The 20,476-nt window shown below is 62.9% G+C and carries 17 protein-coding genes, 1 tRNA gene and 1 riboswitch; of the genes, 5 read left to right on the top strand and 13 right to left on the bottom strand.

Annotated elements, in window-relative coordinates; genetic code table 11:
• Positions 1 to 44: 44 nt before the first annotated feature.
• Together CJU94_RS05805 and CJU94_RS05810 are read right to left on the bottom strand one after the other, a co-directional pair.
• Complete coding sequence (locus CJU94_RS05805) at positions 45 to 395, bottom strand: hypothetical protein (RefSeq protein ID WP_095417903.1); 351 nt, start codon at positions 393 to 395, stop codon at positions 45 to 47.
• A 196-nt stretch (positions 396 to 591) separates the two neighbouring features.
• Positions 592 to 1,641, bottom strand: a complete 1,050-nt coding sequence (locus CJU94_RS05810; RefSeq protein ID WP_095417904.1) for an oxidoreductase — start codon at positions 1,639 to 1,641, stop codon at positions 592 to 594.
• A 325-nt stretch (positions 1,642 to 1,966) separates the two neighbouring features.
• Between CJU94_RS05810 and CJU94_RS05815 the strand changes: the two genes are divergently transcribed.
• Entirely contained in the window at positions 1,967 to 4,057 is a 2,091-nt protein-coding gene (locus CJU94_RS05815; protein WP_095417905.1) for a UvrD-helicase domain-containing protein, read from the top strand.
• 168 nt (positions 4,058 to 4,225) lie between these two features.
• On the opposite strand, the gene CJU94_RS05820 is transcribed toward CJU94_RS05815, so the two are convergent.
• A complete protein-coding gene (locus tag CJU94_RS05820; RefSeq protein ID WP_095417906.1) occupies positions 4,226 to 5,122 on the bottom strand; it encodes a c-type cytochrome in 897 nt (298 codons plus the stop codon).
• 275 nt (positions 5,123 to 5,397) lie between these two features.
• Here CJU94_RS05820 and CJU94_RS05825 point away from each other — a divergent pair.
• The 3 genes from CJU94_RS05825 to CJU94_RS05835 all read left to right on the top strand — a co-directional run bounded on the left by CJU94_RS05825 (position 5,398) and on the right by CJU94_RS05835 (position 7,759).
• Positions 5,398 to 5,473 (top strand) — tRNA-Arg (locus CJU94_RS05825).
• A 380-nt stretch (positions 5,474 to 5,853) separates the two neighbouring features.
• Positions 5,854 to 6,375: an outer membrane protein gene (locus CJU94_RS05830; protein ID WP_095420235.1), complete on the top strand. Its 522-nt coding sequence runs from the start codon at positions 5,854 to 5,856 to the stop codon at positions 6,373 to 6,375.
• A 101-nt stretch (positions 6,376 to 6,476) separates the two neighbouring features.
• Positions 6,477 to 6,657: riboswitch (yybP-ykoY riboswitch) on the top strand.
• Between the two features lie 91 nt (positions 6,658 to 6,748).
• A complete protein-coding gene (locus tag CJU94_RS05835) occupies positions 6,749 to 7,759 on the top strand; it encodes a sodium:calcium antiporter (protein ID WP_095417907.1) in 1,011 nt (336 codons plus the stop codon).
• A gap of 90 nt (positions 7,760 to 7,849) precedes the next feature.
• Here the strand turns inward: CJU94_RS05835 and CJU94_RS05840 are convergent, their stop codons facing one another.
• On the bottom strand, positions 7,850 to 8,917 hold the full coding sequence (locus tag CJU94_RS05840; RefSeq protein WP_095417908.1) for an HAD family hydrolase: 1,068 nt from the start codon (positions 8,915 to 8,917) through the stop codon (positions 7,850 to 7,852).
• Between the two features lie 1,081 nt (positions 8,918 to 9,998).
• Between CJU94_RS05840 and CJU94_RS05850 the strand changes: the two genes are divergently transcribed.
• The gene (locus CJU94_RS05850; RefSeq protein WP_244220924.1) at positions 9,999 to 10,976 is read left to right on the top strand and encodes a SphA family protein; all 978 of its coding nucleotides are present in this window, start codon (positions 9,999 to 10,001) and stop codon (positions 10,974 to 10,976) included.
• 96 nt (positions 10,977 to 11,072) lie between these two features.
• Here CJU94_RS05850 and CJU94_RS05855 read toward each other — a convergent pair whose 3' ends face one another.
• The 9 genes from CJU94_RS05855 to fliD all read right to left on the bottom strand — a co-directional run bounded on the left by CJU94_RS05855 (position 11,073) and on the right by fliD (position 20,476).
• Positions 11,073 to 11,810, bottom strand: coding sequence for a class I SAM-dependent methyltransferase (locus tag CJU94_RS05855; protein WP_095417911.1), 738 nt, complete (start codon positions 11,808 to 11,810; stop codon positions 11,073 to 11,075).
• Positions 11,811 to 11,814: 4 nt separating this feature from the next.
• The gene (locus CJU94_RS05860; protein WP_095417912.1) at positions 11,815 to 12,600 is read right to left on the bottom strand and encodes a phytanoyl-CoA dioxygenase family protein; all 786 of its coding nucleotides are present in this window, start codon (positions 12,598 to 12,600) and stop codon (positions 11,815 to 11,817) included.
• 33 nt (positions 12,601 to 12,633) lie between these two features.
• Positions 12,634 to 13,158, bottom strand: a complete 525-nt coding sequence (locus CJU94_RS05865) for a GNAT family N-acetyltransferase (protein WP_095417913.1) — start codon at positions 13,156 to 13,158, stop codon at positions 12,634 to 12,636.
• On the bottom strand, positions 13,155 to 14,132 hold the full coding sequence (locus CJU94_RS05870) for a hypothetical protein (RefSeq protein ID WP_095417914.1): 978 nt from the start codon (positions 14,130 to 14,132) through the stop codon (positions 13,155 to 13,157). Before CJU94_RS05870 ends, CJU94_RS05865 begins: the two co-directional genes overlap by 4 nt.
• The gene (locus CJU94_RS05875; RefSeq protein ID WP_095417915.1) at positions 14,129 to 14,830 is read right to left on the bottom strand and encodes a WbqC family protein; all 702 of its coding nucleotides are present in this window, start codon (positions 14,828 to 14,830) and stop codon (positions 14,129 to 14,131) included. Before CJU94_RS05875 ends, CJU94_RS05870 begins: the two co-directional genes overlap by 4 nt.
• Positions 14,831 to 14,835: 5 nt before the next feature.
• Positions 14,836 to 15,981: a dTDP-4-amino-4,6-dideoxy-D-glucose aminotransferase VioA gene (gene vioA, locus CJU94_RS05880; protein ID WP_095417916.1), complete on the bottom strand. Its 1,146-nt coding sequence runs from the start codon at positions 15,979 to 15,981 to the stop codon at positions 14,836 to 14,838.
• Positions 15,978 to 18,365 carry a tetratricopeptide repeat protein gene (locus tag CJU94_RS05885; protein WP_095417917.1) on the bottom strand — a complete coding sequence of 796 codons (2,388 nt, stop codon included), beginning with the start codon at positions 18,363 to 18,365 and terminating at the stop codon, positions 15,978 to 15,980. Before CJU94_RS05885 ends, vioA begins: the two co-directional genes overlap by 4 nt.
• A 287-nt stretch (positions 18,366 to 18,652) precedes the next feature.
• Entirely contained in the window at positions 18,653 to 18,967 is a 315-nt protein-coding gene (gene fliT / locus CJU94_RS05890; protein ID WP_095417918.1) for a flagellar protein FliT, read from the bottom strand.
• 3 nt (positions 18,968 to 18,970) lie between these two features.
• Positions 18,971 to 20,476 carry a flagellar filament capping protein FliD gene (gene fliD / locus CJU94_RS05895; RefSeq protein ID WP_095417919.1) on the bottom strand — a complete coding sequence of 502 codons (1,506 nt, stop codon included), beginning with the start codon at positions 20,474 to 20,476 and terminating at the stop codon, positions 18,971 to 18,973.

Genomic DNA, 20,476 nt, shown 5'->3' on the forward strand with positions numbered 1-20,476 from the left:
TGATGCCAGCTCTCTTGGTGCTCCGTAGCCCGAACGCGCGGCGATTATTCGCCGATGGCGTGTGCCGCATTGTCCAGTTCCTGATTCAGCACGCGCTGTTCTTCGCTGGACAGGCCGCCGCCGTGTTGCGCGGCCATGTCGTGCGCTTCCTGACGGATCACGTCGAGGCGATGATGCAGCGCGCCGCCTTGCGGGGGCGGGTAATAACCCTGATTCACGCGGTTATCGATACGGCGGCCGAGATTATCGATGCGGCCGTCGACCTGGCGCAGGCGCTGATCCGCGATCTGTTGCGGGCTGGGACGAGGTGCCGGCGCGGGTTGAGGCGCCACCACGCAGGCGGCGACGGAACTGAGCAGGGCGCACGCGGCAAGCGCGCGGATGGAACGGGGCATGAACTCTCCGGAAGTCGTTGTCGTTTTGTGTAGCTACTCGGAAAGCAACGGCTGACTGCCGGACCACGCTGACCGGGAGCGCGGCCTTATTTGTAACGTTATGTTCCTTTCGGGCTTGTTAGATTGCGGCCTGCGCGGCGCGGGCGGCGAGTGCGGTTTTAGGTACACAAGCCGTACCGGCGCGCAGGCAAACGGGTTAGCGAACCCGTTCAAACGGCAGCCGGACGCCTTCTTCCGAACTGCGGGCGGCGAGCTCGATAATTGTCATTACGTCGACGGCATCCTGCGCGCTGACCGGGAACTTCACGCCGTTCTGGATGGCGTCGGCCACGGCGATATAGAAGCCCACGTAATCTCCGTTACGCGTCGGCAACTCGCGCTCCACTTCCTGATTGCCTTCCAGCACGCGCAGCACACCCGCCGCATTGCCTGCGCCGAAGCCTTCGTCGCCCGGTCGCAGGCCGGCCTTCAACTGATCTTCCTGCGTGTCGAGTCCGTATTTCATGTAGCTGCCGCGCGTGCCGTGAATCGTGAACCGCGGCGCGACCAGGGCGGTCAGCGCGCTGGCGTGCAACACCACTTCGAACTCGCCGTAGCCGAGCTGGATATGCACGTAGTCCGGCGCGCTGGCCTCGTCGCGATGTGTGCGCACCGTGGCCAGCACGCTCTGCGGCGCGCCGAACAGCGCCAACGCCTGGTCGGCCAGATGCGGCCCGAGGTCCAGCAGCAAGCCGCCGCCGCGCGACGCTTCCTCGCGCCAGCGCTGCCGCACCTCCGGCCGGAAACGGTCGAAATGTGATTCGTATTGCGTGATCCGTCCCAATTCGCCGCTCGCGAGCAGATCGCGCACGGTCAGAAAATCGCCGTCCCAGCGACGGTTGTGAAACGGCATGAAGAGCTTGCCGCGGGCGAGCGCGATGTTGGCGAGCGTGCGCGCGTCGGCGGCATTCAGCGTGACCGGTTTGTCGACCACCACGTGCTTGCCCGCTTCCAGCGTGCGGCGCGCCAGTTCGAAGTGCGTGTCATTCGGCGTGGCGATCACGATGCAGTCGATTTCTTCGAGCGCCAGCAATGCGTCGAGGTCGGCCACCACCTTGGTATGCGGATAGTCGGCGAGCGCGCGCCCGGGCTGGCTCGTGGCGATGGCCGCGACGCTCGCGCGGCCGCAGTGCGCGATTACCGGCGCGTGAAAGGTCGCGCCGGCGAAACCGTAACCCATCAATCCAATCTTCAGCGATGCGGACATGCTTGTCTTCCTGCAAAAAACGGCGCGCCGCTTTGCCACCGTGGCGGCGGCGCGCAACACTGCAATTGTGGCATGCCCGTGAGGTGGACCGGCAGCGTCGTCGGGGTCCGGGTGAGCATCATGGGACGTGGGCAACGGTGGCGTGCATCCGTGTTAACATCGCTCCTCTCGCGCGATTGCAAAGCGGGCCGGAACGCCCTCCGTGCCGCACGGGGTGCCTGTTCCGGCAGCCGGCTCCGCGCGGCATGCCCACGGGCCTTCGGCCGGCGTTTCGCGCCGCCCCGCCCTCAACCGCCGCTTTAACCGCATCACCCATCCACAGACGATGTCCGCAGGCCTGAACCCCGCTCAAAATGAAGCGGTCCGTTATCTCGACGGTCCGTGTCTCGTGCTCGCCGGCGCAGGCAGCGGCAAGACGCGCGTGATCACGCAGAAAATCGCGCATCTGATCGAGGCCAAGGGCTTCGAGCCGCGCCACATCGCCGCCGTCACGTTCACGAACAAGGCCGCGCTGGAAATGCGCGAGCGCGTGGGCAAGCTGCTGGAAGGCAAGACGCTCACCACGCCCGGCAAGGAAGGCCGCAAAGTGCCCGTCAACCAGTTGACGGTGTGCACCTTCCACTCGCTCGGCGTGCAGATTCTGCGGCAGGAGGCGGAACACGTCGGCCTGAAGCCGCAGTTCTCGATCATGGATTCGGACGACTGCTTCGGCATGATCCAGGAGCAGGTCGGCTCGACGGACAAGGGTTTCATCCGCAAGATCCAGTCGATCATCTCGCTGTGGAAGAACGGCATGATCATGCCCGAGCAGGCGATTGCGATTGCGGCGAACGAGGACGAGCATCAGGCCGCGATCGTCTACCGCAATTACGTGGCCACGCTGCACGCATACCAGGCGGTGGATTTCGACGATCTGATCCGTCTGCCCGCCGAACTCTTCGAGAAGAACGAGCAGGTGCGCGACCGCTGGCAGAACAAGCTGCGCTATCTGCTGATCGACGAGTATCAGGACACCAATGCCTGCCAGTACGAACTGGTGAAACTGCTGGCCGGCAAGCGCGCGGCGTTCACCGCGGTCGGCGACGACGATCAGGCCATCTACGGCTGGCGCGGCGCGACGCTTGAGAACCTCGGGCAGCTCAGCAAGGATTTCCCGAAGCTGCATCTGATCAAGCTGGAGCAGAACTACCGCTCGACGGTGCGCATTCTGACCGCCGCGAACAACGTGATCGCGAACAATCCGAAGCTGTTCGAAAAGAAGCTGTGGTCCGAGCACGGCATGGGCGACACGATCACCGTCACGCCATGCAACGACGAAGAGCACGAGGCCGAATCCGTGGTGTTCCGTCTGTCGGCGCACAAGTTCGAGCGGCGCGCGAATTTCCGCGACTACGCGATCCTGTATCGCGGCAACTTCCAGGCGCGCATCTTCGAACAGGTGCTGCGGCGTGAGCGGATTCCGTACGTGTTGTCCGGCGGCCAGTCGTTCTTCGACAAAGCCGAGATCAAGGACATCTGCGCCTATCTGCGTCTGATCGCCAACGCGAACGACGACCCCGCGTTCATCCGCGCGATCACCACGCCGCGCCGCGGCGTCGGCAATACGACGCTCGAGGCGCTTGGCTCGTTCGCGGGTCAGGCCAAGGTGTCGCTGTTCGAAGCGGTGTACATGGGCGGCATCGAGGCGCGTCTGTCGCCGCGGCAGATCGAACCCATGCGCGTGTTCTGCGACTTCATGCAGCGCCTCACCGATCGCGCCGAGAAGGACGCGGCCGGCCCGCTGCTCGACGAATTGATGGACGCGATTCACTACGAAGCGTATCTGTACGACGCGTTCGACGAACGTCAGGCGCAGTCCAAGTGGCAGAACGTGCTGGAGTTCATGGAATGGCTGAAGCGCAAAGGCACCAAGGCTGAGCCTGCGGGCGCCGCGGCCGACGAAGCAACCGGCTACGACACCGCCGACGGTCTCGGCGACACCGGCAAGAATCTGCTCGGTCTGATCCAGACCGTCGCGCTGATGTCGATGCTCGAAGGCCGCGAGGAAGACCCCGACGCCGTGCGGCTCTCGACGGTGCATGCGTCGAAGGGGCTCGAGTATCCGCACGTGTTTCTGGTGGGTGTCGAAGAAGGCATCATGCCGCATCGCGGCGGTCCCGACGACGAGCCGATCGACGACGCGCGCATCGAAGAAGAGCGCCGGCTGATGTATGTCGCGATCACGCGCGCGCAGCGCAGCTTGCATCTGAACTGGTGCAAGAAGCGCAAGCGCGCGCGCGAAACGGTGGTGTGCGAGCCGTCGCGCTTCATTCCCGAAATGCTGCTCGACGACGCCCCGCCGCCGACGCCCGAAGAAGCGCCGATGTCGCCGAAAGACCGGCTTGCGAGTTTGAAGGCGCTGTTGCAGAAGCCTTGAGCGAGTGCTGTGAACGCTGGGATCTGGCGAAGCACGCGTGTTCGGCGGCGTGAGCGGCAAAGTCGGCGATCCGGCTACCGCGTTCACTGCGGCCGATACGAAAAATCCCTGCGCCGCGTTGCCGTGGGCAGGGATTTTTTTGCGACGTCGCTGACGTGGCAGTGGCTCTTACTTCACCGCGCTGACCATGTAGTCGACGGCGGCTTTCACGTCCGCGTCGGAGGCATTCGAGCCGCCCTTTGGGGGCATCGCGCCCTTGCCGTGCAGCGCGTAGTTATACACCGTGTCCATCGGCTCTTTCAGACGTGGCGCCCAGGCGTCCTTGTCGCCGAACTTCGGTGCGTTCAGCACGCCGGCCGCGTGACAGGCCTGGCAGACTTGCTGGTAAAGCGCCTTGCCGGCTTGCGAAGCATCCGCGCTTTGCGTGCCGCCGGCTGCCGGCGCCGCCGCTTGCGGCACGCTGGCCATCGCGGCCATGGCCGCGGCCGCCTGGGCCGCACCCGCGTCAGAAGCGCCGACCGGTGCGGCTGCGGCCGCATCGGATGCCGCCCCGGCGCCCGCCGCAGGCTGCGCCGGTTCAGGGAAGCTCGCGCCGGAATTGTTCGCCATGTAGGTGACCGCGCGGGCGATTTCGAAGTCACTGTAGTCGTCCGGGCTGGTGCCGCCGCGCGGCGGCATGGCGCCCTTGCCCGCGAGCGCGGTGTGCAGCAGCGTGTCGAAGCCCTGCGCGATGCGTGGCGCCCAGTCGGCGGTATTGGTGAATTTCGGCGCGCCTGCCGCACCCGATGCGTGGCACGCGGAGCACACGGCCTTGTAGACTTCTTCGCCGGACTTGTAGACGCGCGGCGCATTGGCGTCGCGAATGTCGACCTGGGCGAACGGCTTGATGCGGGCGGTGACCTCGGCTTCGGAGAGAGAGTCTGTGCCGGCGCCGGTGCGCGTCGAGTTATCGACGTAGACCGCCAGCAGAACGATGATGACAATCGGGACAGCAAACCCGGCGATGACCGCGGCGATGAGCTGTGCTGGGGTTTTGATCGGGGCTCCGTGTGGTGCTTCGCTCATGCTTGTCTCGTCTCCGTGGGTATGTGAGCGGTACAGCGTGACGGCAACTTCTTGTTCTTAAATCAGCCACGGACGATTATAGACGCAAGATTTCGACGGCGGCGAGGGGCGCGGCGGGGTGTTCAGCAGGCGTTTACCCGCATCGCACGGACCGGCCGGAAGGCGCCCGGTGCCGTCATTCAGGCCGTCCGGTGGACGGTATGGCCGAAACCGGGTATCCTTTCGGTCTCGCTTTGGCGTCGCATCCATCCTGGTTGCCGCGCTTTCGTGTTGAAGCGCCCGTAGCTCAATGGATAGAGTACTGCCCTCCGAAGGCAGGGGTTGCTGGTTCGATCCCAGCCGGGCGCGCCAAGAAGAATCGCTTTCGATCAAGGGCTTGTGCTTTGTGCGCCAAGCCCTTTTGTTTTTCACGGCCTTGCGTGCCCCTCCAGCCCGCTTTTTCCACATAAGCCACGGACACGCGCGTTGACGGTCCGTCTACGATCTGGTCTGTGCTGACGGAATTATCCCGAAGCATCCTTGATCTTCCGATCATCGATTAAGAATCAGACGTAAAAACCCCGTCTTCTGAAATTTCCAATTGCCGCATCCTATCCGCTTAATTAGCATGCGTTGACCATGCAAATCGCATAACGCGTGGACATTTCCGGAGCGGCATTTCAACAATCGCTTCCCTAATTAATAAAAGGCGCCGCGAAGCATTCGCACGCCAGCTGCTTATTTTGCAGATCATGTCCAGAATAACCCGATTTATTTTAAGCGCATCCATTGTGATGCTATCCAGCCTCGTGCACGCGCAATCGGTCGTGCCTGTCACTGCTGCGAGCCGATTCGCCGGTCCCTATCTGGGCTTCAAGGTAGGCGTGAATAACTCCGACGCATCCGGCGTCATCAATAAAGCGTCGCATACCACGGTTTTCCCGGGTTTCACGGCAGGCTATAACTTCGACATCGACCGGTTCGTTGTGGGCGCCGAGGCCTTTTCCGATTTACATCACGGCTCGACAACATATAAGGACGGCGGAATTGACGCGAAATTCGGCATGCCGTTCAATCAGGTTTTGCCTTATCTCCGCCTTGGATTCACGGGAGACGATCCCGACACGCGCTTTCATTGGGGTTTGGGCGTCGAATATAAATTTGCCAGGCACGTCAGCGCGGTAGGCGAATGGACTACCGACACCAGCCATTGCGACGGCACCAAAAGGACAAACAACAGTTTCATCATCGGTCTCCAGTATCACTTCAATTGACCGGTGCGAGCCGCGGCCGCGTGACGAACCCGTGGAACGTCGCATTGCCGATCCGCTTTCACCGCAACAAGGTTGTTGAAAGCATCCCCAACCGTTAGAATCGCCCGGTCACTGGGGAGTAGCCTTCCTTCATCCCATGAAGGAGAGCGCGTCAACATACTTGGCCGATAGGTCATGGCGCGTTCGACCGTGTCGGTTTGGCGAGACCATTGGCGCACTGCCTCGTTCTGGTCGGACGGGTGGCGGTGCGTCATTGGTTTGTCATCTACGTCCGACCGCGGAGTTGTCCCGTGACACATCGTTGTGCCCCGCCAGTCTCCCCTTTGGGCCGTCCATCGCGCCGGCGTTTCTGCGTGCTTGCGGGGAGCCGCGCATGACCAGTCTATTGCTCGAACTCGCTGTCATGCTGGTCGTCATTCTGGTGGCCGCCGAACTCTTCACCAACGCGCTCGAGCATCTGGGCGAACGCCTCAAGATTTCCGAGGGCGTGACAGGTTCGCTATTCGCCGCCGTCGGCACCGCTTTGCCCGAGACCCTCGTGCCGCTGCTGGCGATCGCCGGCGGTACGGCCGATAGCGCGGTCAATCAGGAGATCGGCGTCGGCGCGATTCTGGGCGCGCCGCTGATGCTCTCCACTCTCTCCACGTTTCTCATGACGCTCGCGATCCTCGGCTCGCGCGGCGCGAGCGGCTGGGTCGCGCCGGAGCGGACCGGCTTCACGCGCGACCTCAACTACTTCCTGTGCGCGTTCGTGCTGGCCGCCGCGGCGATGTACGTGCCGCACGAGCAGATGATCGTGCGCGCGCTTTTCAGCGTGGCGCTGGTCGGCGTGTACATCACCTATGTGGTGATGACCTTCCGCGCATCGAATGAGTTGGTCGATGCCGGTCACGGCACCGAAGCGCCAGGCAAGATGCTGATCTCGCGCCTCGGCGTGCCGACCAACATGGCGACGATCGTGGTCCAGCTGGCGCTCGCCGTCGCGTTGCTGGTGTGGGGCGCGGAAGGCTTCATCCACGGTGTGCGCGGCGTGTCGCAGGCGCTCGGCGTGTCGCCGCTGTTGCTCTCGTTGCTGATCATTCCGATCGCCACCGAGCTGCCGGAAAAGGTCAACAGCATTCTGTGGATTCGCCGCGGCAAAGACACGCTGGCGTTCGGCAACATTACCGGTGCGATGGTGTTCCAGGGCACCTTGCTGCCCGCGATCGGCATCTTGCTGACGCCATGGACCCCGCGTATCGAAGTCGTGACCGGCATCGTGATCACACTCGCCGCCGCGGCCTGGCTGCGGATCAATGTACGCGCGCGCGGCGTGCCGGTGTGGGCGTTGCTGGTTTGCGGCGTGCTGTATGTCACGTATCTGGCGATTACGCTGACCCGCTAGCCGCGCCGCTCAACGCCTCATCCGGCGCCAGGCGACACAGTCACGGAAGGCCGTGCCTCGGCCGCCTTCCGCGTTTGCGCCCGTTTCCGCTCACCTGGCCGGTGCGCCGGCCGCGGCTGACGTCGCCGCGTTGGCCGGCTTGAACACCGTCTTCCAGTCATCCTTCATGTCGACGACGAGCCAGCCCTTCGCGCCGGCCTCGTCCAGACCTTTGCCGAGCTTGCCGCTCTTCGACGCGCGGTCATACTGGTATTCGCGTTGCGCATCCGTGTGATGCACGAGCGCCGCGAGGCGCGGACCGTCGCCTGCCGAGGTCCATTCGAGCATCGGCGTGTCGCCATCCGCGTTGCCGAACGCGATCACCGGCCGTCTGCCGATCACGCGATCGATGGCGAGCGGTTTAGCCGCGCCATCCGCTAGCATATCGACCTGCGCGAGGCGCGTGAGCGAGATCGCGCCATTGGTCTGGCTGTACCGGTATTTGACAGTGCTACCGATCACCTGCTCGGGTGGAATGCCAACCATGCGCTGAGCCGCCTCGCGGACGAACTCGACATCGCCACCCGTCGCGAGATAGGTTTTGAAGCCATTCGCGCGCAGGTAGGCGAGCAATTCGAGCATGGGCTGATACGCGAGATCGGTATATGGACGGTTAAAGCGCGGGTCGTTCGCGGAGTCGAACCATTCGTGCACGAGCGCGGCGAACTGCTCGCCCGTCATGCCCGCGTGCGCCGCGGCCAATATGCGCATGGAGCCGGCGTCGCCGCTTGCCGCCACAGTCCCCGGATTGCCTTTGAGGATCGAGCGGAACGGTTCCTGACGCTTCCATTCCGGATGCCTTGCGGCCACGGTCTTCACCCGTTGCAGCGCGAACACCAGTTGAAACGGGGCGGGCTGCTCCGGCCACAGTGTGCCGTCGTTATCGAAGACGGCAATGCGGTCGGCGCGTGGGATGAAGTCCTTGGACTCGGGCGTCGTGACGAGCGTGACGAAATCGACGATCGAGCGTTTGGCCTTCGTGTCGTTCCATGATGCCAACGTCGCGGTCGTCGATGCGCCTGCCTGCGATTCACCCCCGTCCTGGCGCGGCGTAACGGAGCAAGCGGAAAGTGCGACGACGGTGAAGGCAATGCAGTAACGGTGCAGCGTGCGAATCATGAAGGCCTCATCGAAAACGGTGGGTCGAAGCGGGAGCGAGCGTCAGTCTAATGGGCCGACGCGCTCATCGCAGCCTTGGCAGGATGTTTCAGGCAGGGCGGTGGAGTCCGTTCCGGCACGATGAATACCCATCAAATAATTCGAAGGCGGGGCGGCGCCTCGTTTGGGCCGGCGCTTCAGCCGCGTTACAAATTTATCTCTGTCCTTGCCGGAAACGTTGCTAGTATTCCCAACGATGCCAGCGTGGTGAATCATCCACTTTCCGCATGCTTCGTTTGATGCGGCGTTTCTCGTTTTGAAGGAGCGCTCATGCAAGCCCCCGTAGCCCGCCACGCCGCCTTTCCCGCCTGTCCAGATGACATGCCGCGCTTCATTCCCGCGGCCCCGCATTCGCCAGTGTCTGGCTGCCCTGCCGCATGAACGCGCGCGCAAAATGAAATCGATTCGAATCGGACACGCGAACGCCATCATTGCGTTGGGACGATTTCGCGTCAGGCAAAAACAGGCGCTCGCCGCTAGGAATACCCATGGACGAGGCCCGATCACCGACTAATAAATGGCGAGAACGACATCGAATACCTTTGTCAATCGCTCGAGCGGGACAAAGTGTTTTTATTCGGATACCGACGCATCCGGGGGGAGGGTTGACGGCAGTGGGCGCTACACTGTGAGCTTCCCTGGAGATCGGCTGCTGGGCGTCGAAGGCATCCGGTCTCTTGCGATATACAACTGGCATCGCTTTTTTTTCACTCGACCCGCAGAATCGCTACGCGCTCGCCAAGCAGAACAAAAACCTGACGGTCAACGCAAAAGGCTTACTCACGTTTTTGCGAGCAAAACGCGCGGCCGGCGAAGTCAGGTTCGCTGCTTGGTTGCCGGCGTTCGCTATCGCAAAGTTCTCTCTGACCTTGCGCGCCAACTGGCTGCGGCAAGCAGTACTCGATGAAGACTGGACGCCGCCGCCCATCGTGTGCGAAGGCCAACGCATGCGCGCAGTTGCCCGTGTGCGGCTTTGCGACGCAGACGGTCCGAAAGCGGTTCGACGGGAGTGAGAATGCCGAACTTGTATTTGACGAGGACGATGATGAGTCAACCTAACCGTTTCTTCCCGACGAGGCGGCTGGCCGCCCGACTGTGCACGGGCGCGCTTCTGACCACGGCGGGCGTGAGTCTCAGCCAAACGGCGTGGGCGACCGAGGGCGGCATCGGCCGGCCGATCACCGGCATGCAGGTGACGCCGTACGGCGGCGTCGTGCCGCCGACCAACGACTGGATCGTGTCCGCCGCCACGATCTACTACGAAGGCTCGTTAGGCGCGAGCAAGTCGATTCCGATCGCCGGACAGGTCACGGCCGGCGTCAACGCGACGGCTGAATACACCATTCTCGCCGCGGTCAAGACGTGGGGCATTACCGTGGGTGGCTGGAACTTCGCGTCCTCGTTCGGCGTGCCGCTCCAGTACACCGACATCTCGTCGTTTCATAGCCGCTTGCCGAACGACCACGGCACGCAGTTCGCCGATTTCTTCTTCACGCCGGTCATCGCCGGCTATCACCTGACCAAGACCGACCATGTCGCGCTGAGCGTGCAGATCTATGCGCCGACCGGTGCCTACAACCCTAACCGGCTCGCCAATGCCGGGCAGAACACGTGGACCTTCACGCCGACGATCGCCTATACGAAACTGCTTCCGAAAGAGAACATCGAGTTGTCGCTGAACTATGGCCTCGAGTTCTACACGCCCAATAGCGACACCCATTATCACAATGCGCCGGTCAGCGTGCTCGATCTGCTCGCGCTCAAGCGCTTCAGCAACGGCTGGGGTGTCGGCGTAGTGGGCGGCTACATTCAGCAGATCGGCAACGACAGCGGCGGCATCGCAGACGTCGTCGGCGGCAGTCAGGGACATTCCGTCGGTCTCGGACCCATGGTCACGTGGTCCGGCAAGATCCAGAAGACGCCGGTGTCGGCCGCGCTGCGCTGGGTCAACGAGTTCAACACCAGCAACCGGCCGAAGGGCAATGCGGTGCAACTGTCGGTTAATGCGACTTTTCAGTGACGCGGCGCTATTCGAGCCGCACACTGCCCGTAGATGGCAGACGGCGGCCGGCTCAGGCCGGCTGCAAACCAGACCCAACGGCTGGAGTCGCCCCGATCAATGCTCCCTCTCGCGTTCGCATACCGCATACACGCTGGAGCACAAGTCGGGATAGACGCGCCCCAACTCGAAACAGCCGTCCAGATACGCTCTGGAGATAATGCCCGCCTGCAGCGCCGCATCGATCTGGAAGTTGGCGAGACCCTTGAAAAAGACGCCGCCCTCAGTCACTGGGCGAAGCTTCGCGGCACGCAGATCGGCCCGCAGCGTATCGATCGAATAGGTCACCCGGTGACCGTGCGCGGCTTCCGCTGGCGTCACGGCGGCGTGATGGTCGATCAGCCCCATGTTGACCGCAATCTGCCGGGAGCCGGCGCGCGCATTCGGCGCGGCGACGAACAGCCGGCCACCCTCGGATAGCCAGCTGCCGATCCGGCGCAGGACTTCGACCGGATGATCGAGATGTTCGAGCGTATGGATGAGGAAAATGTTGTCGTAGCGTCGCGACGGTTCGAAGGTCTCGAACGTCGAGTGATGAAACTTGACGGCGCCCCTGGTTTTATCCGAAGCAACGGCAATGCAGTCCGCCGATGCTTCGACCACTTCCACCGACGCGAAACGCTGCGTCAGAAGGCGCGTAAAGTTGCCTTCGAAGCATCCCAGTTCGAGCGCGTTATCGCTGGCGAGAAAGGGCTCGAATGTCCGAAGCATGTACTCATGCATCAGGTAATCGAAGTCGTAGGCGTAGCGATGTTCCGGATGGTCTTTCGCTTCCGCGTTGTAGTCTCTGCTCATGTCGTCAATCCTGTCCGCGTTGATAGAACCGCTGCTCCACCGGCACGTAAAACTCATCGAGCGACTCCGGCACGCGGGCGTTGAAGCCGAGCACCTGGCGCATCCATGCGTTACAGCGGTCGAGATGGCGGTAGCCGAACAGCCTCGCGTAATCGAGCTGCGGCTTGAAGAATGGGCTGGTGAACGTCAGTGTCAGCGCCCGGCGCGGCGCGTCGGTGGTATTGCGCCCAGTGGCATGCCACATGCGCGAATCGAACAGCAGAACCGAGCCGCGCTCGCCGGTCGCACGCGCGGCCTGCGCGTAGAACTGTTCGTCGGTGGGCTGCTGCTGGATGTTTTGCGAGTGCGGGAGGATATGCGTCGCACCGTTCTCGAGCGTGAAATCGTCGAGCATCACCAGTGCGTTCACCATGAAGCGCCGCGTGTCCGAGCCGAAGCGGATATCGCGATGCACGTTCTGCACGTACGAACGCGAGTCGCGCTCGTTGATCACGCCGCCGTACGAATTCAGGATGAAGTTGCCTTCAAAGTATCCTTTGAAAATCGGCTCCAACGCCGCGAGCTCCGCCAGCAATTCGACGTAGCACGGATCATCCATCAGCAGGTGATGCAAGGTGCCGGCGCTGTTTTCCAGCACGCCGTTGCGTCGTCTGATTTCGTCGCGCAACGCGAGCGAAGGACCCAGCGCCTCGACCAGCGTGTCGAGCAATGCGCTGCGGATCAGGCGGGGAAGCACGGTCCAGCCTGCCGTTGCAAGCGCAGTGTGGTGTTGAGCGTCAATCATGTTCATGAGTGGAGCGAGGCAACGGCAAAGATGAAGGGCTCAGCGTCGGTCATCGGCCAGGATGGCCATCGGAATGACGTCGAGATAGCGGCCGCCTTTGAAGGCGGCCTGGCGCAACAGACCTTCGGCACGAAAGCCCACCTTCTCGTAAAGCGCGATGGCGCGCGCATTGGATGCGAGCACGGTCAACGAAATGCGGTTGAGATTGAGGTCGCCGAATGCGTGTTCGAGCGTCTGACGTGTCGCGGCCTCGCCGATGCCTCGGCCGCGCGCCGTCTGCGCGCCAATTTGAATAGAGAACTCCGCGCAGCGGTTCACCCAGTCGATGCCCAGCAGATAGGTCACGCCAACGACTTCCTGGGTGGAGGCGAGGCATACGGCAAGACGCACGTTGCCCGCGCGGGAACCGAGGTAACTATCGAACCATTTGTTGTCGATCTCCGCGCCCACATATCGGAAGGCGCCGCCCAGCAAGCTGACCAGTGCCTTGTCGGCGCGCCACGCATTGATGGTCGGCAGGTCGCCGCGTTCGATCTCGCGCAGGAATATCGTGTTGTCGCTCATGTGAGCCGGTCCAGTAAGTGTTGCACCATCGGCGCGAGATCGTCGCGCGTAAGCCGCTGATCACAGGGCAGGCAAAGTGTCGAACCCGGGAGAGCGCGTTCGAAGTCCGGCGCGCCTTCGGCGTCCGCAACATCCGGCCAGTAGGTGGGCGTATAGATGCGCCGGGCGCGAAGCGTTTCACGCACGCCGGCCGGCGCGTCGAAGAAGGGGTAGCAGAGCGGTGCCGCCTGTTCGTCGTAGTGAAACGTGAAGCGGTTGTAGCGCTGCAACTTCTCGTGCAGAAAAGCGAAGTTCTCGACTCGGCGTGCCCGCACACTGTCGTAATCGATGCCGGCGAGCAGCCGCTCGGTCAATGCCGACATCCGCAACGGCTCCTGGTGCTTCAGGCTTTCTTCAGCCGCGGCGTAATCGGCGTAGCCCGCTTCGGCGTCTTTCGCGAGTCGTGTCAGCAGATGCCCACAGCGCTGCAATGAGCCATCGTCAGTTGTTTGCGGCAACTCGATCGGCTGCTGTGTGACGAGATACCCGCCGTCCGGCACGCCAAGAAATTTTCGCGGCGAGTAGAGCGTGGCGAGGCAATCGGCGGGCTGCGCGAACAGCGCCTGCGCATTGTCGATCAACACGCGCTCGCGTGGAAACCGGCTGAGGACATCGTCGATCTGGTGAGCGCACAGGCCGAAATAGTTGACGTAGACGAGCCACTCACCGTGCGCGATATTGGCCGACTGCACGCGCAAGCCGGAGTCGAGCCGATAGCGTTTGACCGGCGTGCCGGTCATGCGCAGCGGCTCGATCATCGCATCGCAGATGTACCAGGGCATCCAGACGGCAGTCGGCCGCCCGGCGCGCAGCAATGCAAGAAACGCCGCGCGCGACGACTGAAAGCGCAGCGCGTTGCCGTGAAGCGGCGCTTCCACTCGCGGCAGTTCGAGTTCGAAATATCCGCCGATTGCACGCGGTTCGCGCGAAATCATGCGTTCACCTCGACGCACAGCATATCTCTGACGCTGTTTCTGCTATTGAACATCAGCACGTCGAGAATGGATAAAGCCGGATGAAAAGCGTCGTCGTTGAACTGCGTATAGGGGGATAGATTCGGCTCGATAAAGGCGAGCTCCACGCCGCGTGCCGAGAATGCGTTGCTATCGTAAAGCTCGCGGCCGCCCGGCAGGTTCACATAGGTGGCCGCTTGCTCTTTCATGCAAATGTCCAAAACCCGCTCGGTGCCCTTGAGTTGCGCATTGCCATACTGCGTCGACGACGGGACGAACTCGGTGTCGATCTCGAGGTATCGGCAGATTTCCATCACCGTGTGCGAGGCAAGCAGTGAAATGGGCGCGAGGGGCTCCGTCAGAATCCGTCCGATCAACGTGCTCACCTGCGGGTAATAAGGCGCTTTGGCATAGGCGTGCCGAATCGATTCGAGCAGCTTGCGCAGCCAGCGCTCGCGCGGTTCGACCAGCACCTCGTTGATCTTCAGCATCGGACTCGCGCCGCTGAGCGGCACGGTGAGATAACGCACCTGGTCGCCCTGCAGCATCCGGTTGCGGTTGATCCAGCCGTTCTTGATGAAGTTCACGTCGTCGTAAAAGACGAACTTGTCGACAGCCGCTGCCAGCTGAAAATACCCGATATACGGCAGCAGGTAGGGCTGCATGATCGCGAGCTTCATGGCGTTCAGGTATCCGCGATGATCCCGATGATGCGATCGAGCATGTCGTCTGTCAGCGCCGGGAAAATCGGCAGACACAGGACCTGCTGCGCAGCGGCATGCGCGACCGGCAGATTGTCCTGACGCGCGGAAGGCAGGCCGCGATAGATCGGAAAGTCCGAGATCAGCGGATAGAAATAGCGGCGCGCGTAGATGTTTCGGTCGCGGAATTTCTGATACAGCGCATCCCGGCTGATCGGATAGTCCGGGCCGACGAGAATCGGAAAGTACGAGTGGTTCGCGACTTTCTGGCCTTCCTTCGGCAGGCAGCGGATACCGCGCACGTCGCGCAGCCGCTCGCGATAGATCGCGTCGATCCGCGCGCGCCGTGCCAGCGCTTCGTCGATGTGCTGCAGTTGCAGCAGCCCGAACGCGGCGTTGATTTCGCTCATCTTGCCGTTGATGCCGGAGGCAACCACGGTCACCTCATCGACGAAACCGAAGTTCTTCAGATGGTCGATGCGCTGTTTGGTCTTGGCGTCCTGGCAAATGATCGCGCCGCCTTCGAACGTGTTGAACACCTTGGTCGCGTGAAAGCTCAGCACGGCGAGATCGCCGTGTTCGAGCACACTGCCCGTCTCGGTCTGCACGCCGAACGCATGGGCCGCGTCGTAGATCACCTTCAGATTGTAGTTGTCGGCGATTTTCTGAATCGCCTCGACGTCGCACGGCTTGCCGTAGCAATGCACCGGCATGATGGCGGTGGTCTGCGGCGTGATCGCGGCCTCGATTTTGGCGGGATCGAGATTGAGCGTGTACGGATCGACGTCGGCGAATACCGGTTTGATGCCGTTCCAGACCAGCGAGTGCGCGGTGGCGACGAACGAATATGGCGTCGTGATCACTTCACCGGTCACGCGCAGCGCCTGCAGTGCGGTGAGCAGCGCGAGCGTACCGTTGGTGAACAGCGCCAGATGACGCACGCCGAGGTACTTGCACAGCGCCTCTTCGAACTGCTGGTGAAACGGACCGGCGTTGGTCAGGATCTTGCTGTCCCAGATCTGCTGGAGATAGGGAATGAATTCTTCGAGAGGCGCAAGATGCGGCTGGGTAACGTAAATGCGCTCGTCGATCTGCGGCTCGATGGCCCCAAGCGGTAAGGCAGCGTTCACTTGTTTTCCCCCGTCCTCGACTGCGTGGTGGCGTCGCCCGTGGCGGCGATGGCTTCTTCTGCTGTGACTTCGAACGCGACCGGCGGTTGTTCGTTGCACCAGCGTTGCCACATGATTCGCAACGCGCGCGACAAACCTGCGGCCACCACTTCAGGCCGGAATGCCGCCGAGGCCATGCAGCGTTCGCGCAGCCCGGTGCGCAGCGCGGCGAGCGCCGGGATATCCGAGGACAACGCGACCCCCTTGGCGACGAAATCCGCCTTGTCCCTGGCAAGGAACTGCTCCAACCCGACGTGCGACATCCAGGTGGCGCCGGCGCGGCTCGGCAACGTGTCGCCTGCAATCGTCAAGGTCGGCACGCCCATCCACAAGGAATTCAGCACGGTGGTCGAACCCGTGTACGGGAACGTATCGAGGCAGATGTCGACGTGAAAATGCTGCTGCAGATAGACCGGAATGCTGGAGCGGCGGCGGAACATCAGACGCTCGCGCGCGATGCCCGATTGGGCGAACCAGTCGATGAGAAGCTGTTCGTCCTCGTCGGTTGCGATCGCGCCCAGCAACATTCGCGACGACGGTTGCGCGTGAAGCAGTTCCGCCCAGAGGGCGATCACGTCGGGGCGCAGTTTGTTGAGGCGGTTAAAGCTGCCGAACGTCACGTAGCCGTTGTGCATGGCCGGCAGGATGTTGACGGGCGGCGCGCTTTTTTCCGGCAGGAAGGGCGCGTTCGCGGGCAAATGGACGATCTTCTCGGAGAACATGCGCTCCGGCTCGCCGAACGGCACACCGAACCGGTCGACGAGGTAATAGTCCATCGCGCTCAGGCCGGTCGTGGCAGGGTAGCCGAGCCAACTGACCTGGATCGGCGCGGGCTTGCGCGCGAACGTGAGGAGACGATTGCGGCCCGTGTGCCCGGACAAGTCGAACAGAATGTCGATTCTGTCGTCGCGGATCCGGTTCGCCAGGTGCGCATCCGGCATGCCGGTGACCTGGTGCCATTCATGGGCGCACTTGCGCAGCAAATGGGTGTAGTCGTCTTCCAGGATGTGGTTGTTGTACACATGAAGCGAGACGCTGGCATCGGTCGCGAGGCGTTCCATGATCGGCAGCAGATACGAGGCGACGGCGTGACGGAACAGGTCGCCGGAAACGAGGCCGATCTTCAGCTTGCGATTCGGCGTGCGCTTGTTGACGTGACGCGGCCACTGCGCGCGCACCGGTGCTTCGTGCTGTTGGGCGAACTTGAGGTGTTCGGCGAACAGTGTGTCCTGCTTGACCTCGGGATTGTGGGCGAGCGAAAACAGATAGTTGTCCGCCGCGATCGCGTCTTTCGGGTCCTTCTCCAGAGCGACGCTAAAACTCTCCTGCGCCTCGGCCACCATGCCCAGATCGAGCTGCAGCACACCCAGTGTGTTGTACATGCCGGACGTGTCCGGCGCCAGCTCGATCGCGCGCCGTGCCGCAGCCAGCCCCTCGGCCACGCGTCTCTGATAAACCAGCGACATGCCGTAGATCCGTTGCGCTTCGGCAACGGCCGGGTTGATCGCGATGATCGCGCGGCAGACTTCTTCGGCGTCCTTATGCAAGCCTTTCAGTCGCAGCGTATCCGCGAGGACGGTGCGGCTTTCCAGTTCTTCCGGCAGCAGTTCGGCGGCTTTGCGCAACGGCATGAGCGCGTCGTCGTAACGGCCCAGACGGTGCAGCGCAATCCCGAACCAGCGCCACGCGTTACCGTCGGCGGGGAAGCGCTGGGTGAGGGTGCGGGCAAGTTTGACGGCGTCGGTGATCTGGCCTTTGTTGTACAGCGAGGTGAATCGCGTCGTTTCCTGCTGGCTCACGCGCCGTCCGCTGGCGATCGTGGATTTGCCGGCGTCCGCGGCGGCTTCTGCGGTCTCGCTATCCGTTGCGGCAGCCACGCTGCTGGCTGTCGGTGGATTCTGGTCTGCCGCAGGCTGTGTCAGGACGATCTTGCCGGGATTCGCCATCCGCACGATCAGGCCGTCCACCGCCGGGCCCTTCAGGCCTTGTTTCTGGCCCATTTCCAGCGCAAGCCACGCGGCAGCGGTTTCGCCGGCGTCGATCAACGCGCTGATATAAGCCACCCAGTACTGGCCGTTGTGCGGCTGTTGGCCCAACGCCAGCTCGAAACGGGGCAACGCGTCTTTGGGACGGTCCGTTTGAACGAGCAGGACGCCGTGGTTGTAAAGCACGTCCGAGTGCTGCGGTTGTGCGTCGAGGATCGCCTGATAGAGCGCTTCGGCGTCGTCGAATTCGCCCTTGTGGTGGTGCTCCAGCGCCGTTTGCAAAACGAGTGCGATGTCGTGCTCGAGCTGTTGTTCGGGCGTCAAGGGTTCAGCGGTCGGCTGCTCGTACAGGAGAGTCATGGTCTCAGCGCAGAATGGTCTATGACGGAAATTGTGCGACGGGGAGGGCGTTTCCGATGCTCGGAGATGACGGTAAAAAGGCCGCCTGTTTAGCGTATGGAGAGGGAGGACGGAAAGCCGGAAGACAGGAGGAAAGCGGGACGAAAACAAGAAAAAAGCCCGCACGAGGCGGGCTGAGGGAACGAGCGCGCCTCACTTCGGCACGTAGTTCTTATTGTCGGGTCGGCCGGTCGGACCGGCTTTGTTGGGGCGCATGTCGCTCAAGGCGGCTGCGTTCCGGGTGATGTCTACAGGCGGGCCATCCGCTGATATTCGCCGGCGGCCCTGGTGCGCCCGATTGCCGCGTCGAACTCGATATGCAGTTCGTTCTGGGTGAGTGCCGCGTCGGCGAGCAGCGCCGCGTCGATCGCCTGGATCTGGCGGATCATCTCCAGCGCGGCCGGCTCCTGCTCCGCGGTGAGCGACATCAGCAGCGGCGAGCGCGTTTCGGTCAGGCGGGCGGCTTCCGGCCAGTCGGCGAGCGAGGCCGCCTGCTCGATTTCCCGCGTGATCGACAGCACGCGCTCGACCAGTTCCGTCTGATTCATGGTGTGCGCGTTCATGGCTTAGCCCTTGTTCGTGGCCAGCGCGCCGGCGCTGTTGGTGCCGCCGAACAGCGCGGTCAGGTACTGCGAATTGTTGTTCATGGTCGCCATCAACGTATTCAGGGCGGTGAACTGCGCCTGATACTGGTTCGTCAACTGTGTCGTGTAGTCGGCGAGCGCGGTTTGTTGCGTGGTGATGCTCTTCAGGTCGGCATTGAGCGCGGTATTACGCGTGTCGATGATGCCGCCGGTCTGCGTGAACGTGGTGATGCTGCTGTTCAACTGCTCGGCAATGCCGTTGGTCGAGTTGAAGAGCGATGCGACCGTGGCCGGACTGCTCGTTAGCGCCGTATTCAGCGCGGTATTGTCGACCACCAGCGTGCCGTCCGCCGGATTGTCCTTCAGCGAGATACCGATTGCCGCCAGCGTGGTGCCGGTGCTGCCCGAGCCAACCGAGCCGCCGATGATGCTCGCCAGCGTGTTCTTGATCGTCTGCAGCGTGGAGTCGCCGAGCAGCGGACCTTGCGACGTCGAGCCGGAACTGAACGAGGTGAGGGTGGACATCGTCGTGACGACGGTGTTGTACAGGCTCACGAAATTGTTGATCGCGGTGTTCTGCGAGGCGGTGTCCTGCGCAATGGTCAGCGTCTGCGTGGTGCCCGCGGATGCGGCCGTCAGGTTCATCGTGACGCCGGAAATGGCGCTCGTCACCGCATTGGTCGAACTGCTGGCCGCGATCCCGCCGACCGTGAACTCCGCGTCCTGGGCAAAACCGCTCTGCGTCCAGGCGCTGCCCGCATTGGCCGAGGTGATCGTCGACTGGCCGCCGGTGGTGCTCGCGGTCGAGGTCACGCCGAGGCTCGACAGGCCGTTGTCGGTGGTGACGTTACTGGTCGTGACGTTGATGACGTTCGCCGCCCCCGTGTTCGCCGCGCGCAGCACGAGGTGGGCGCCGTCCGTGCCGGTCACGATGGTCGCCGTGACGCCGGGGTTGCTGCTGCTCGCGTTGATCGCCGAAGCGATGCCCGAGAGCGTGTTGTTGGTGCCGTCGACGTTGATATCCATCGACTTGCCGCCCAGCGAGATGGACAGCGTGCCGGTGCCCAGTTGCGTCGTGGAGCTGAAGGCCGCCGACGACAAGGCTTGCGAGCTGGCAATCTGCGTCACGGCAACCGAGTAGCTGCCGGCCACGGCGCCGACGCCCGCGGTCGCGGTCAAGCCGGTGCCGCTCGCGGTGGCCGCGAAGGTCGACAGCGTGTTGCCGTTGGCGAGGTTGGTGATGCCCGACTGCAATGCGCTCAGCGCGGAGCTCAGTGCGCCGTAGGCGGACAGTGTGGTGTTGTCGGTGGTTTGTCGTGCCGCCAGAGCCGCGGTTTGTCCTGCGGTCTTCGCGTTCACGAGCGCCGTGACGAGCGTCGACACGTCCATCGACGAATTGCCCGTCGAGCCGCTGATGATCGATTGAGCAGCCGACTGCAGCGCGGCGTTGGCGCTTGCCGTAGAAGACGAGGTTGAGATCGAGGACAT

Origin of the sequence: Paraburkholderia aromaticivorans (assembly GCF_002278075.1) — a bacterium.
Classification (GTDB): Bacteria; Pseudomonadota; Gammaproteobacteria; order Burkholderiales; family Burkholderiaceae; genus Paraburkholderia; species Paraburkholderia aromaticivorans.